Source organism: Novosphingobium sp. B-7 (assembly GCF_000410615.1).
Classification (GTDB): Bacteria; Pseudomonadota; Alphaproteobacteria; order Sphingomonadales; family Sphingomonadaceae; genus Novosphingobium; species Novosphingobium capsulatum.
Map to the genome: position 1 here is coordinate 1 of NZ_KE148503.1, position 303 is coordinate 303.

Consider the following 303-nt stretch of genomic DNA (forward strand, 5'->3'; position numbering starts at 1 on the left):
GCGCAGATGCGCGCCGCCGAAGATGCCCTGATCGCCGCCGGCACCGATGTCCATGCGCTGATGCAGCGGGCCGGGCGCGGCGCCGGGGAATGGGTGCGCCGGGTGGCGGCCGGGCGGCGCGTCACCGTGCTGTGCGGTCCGGGCAACAATGGCGGCGATGGCTATGTCATCGCGCACTATCTGGCCGAGGCTGGCTTGCGTGTGTGCGTGATCGCGCCCCGGCTGCCCGCCACTCCGGCGGCGCAGCGGGCGCGGGCGCTGTATGCCGGCACCGTTATGGAAAGCGCGGCTGACGGGCTGGGC

At 74.3% G+C, this 303-nt stretch carries 1 protein-coding gene; it reads left to right on the forward strand.

Translation table 11 applies throughout. From position 1 onward, the window contains the following. A partial coding sequence (locus H926_RS29955) for an NAD(P)H-hydrate epimerase (RefSeq protein WP_043611050.1) occupies positions 1 to 303 on the forward strand: 303 nt, incomplete at both ends.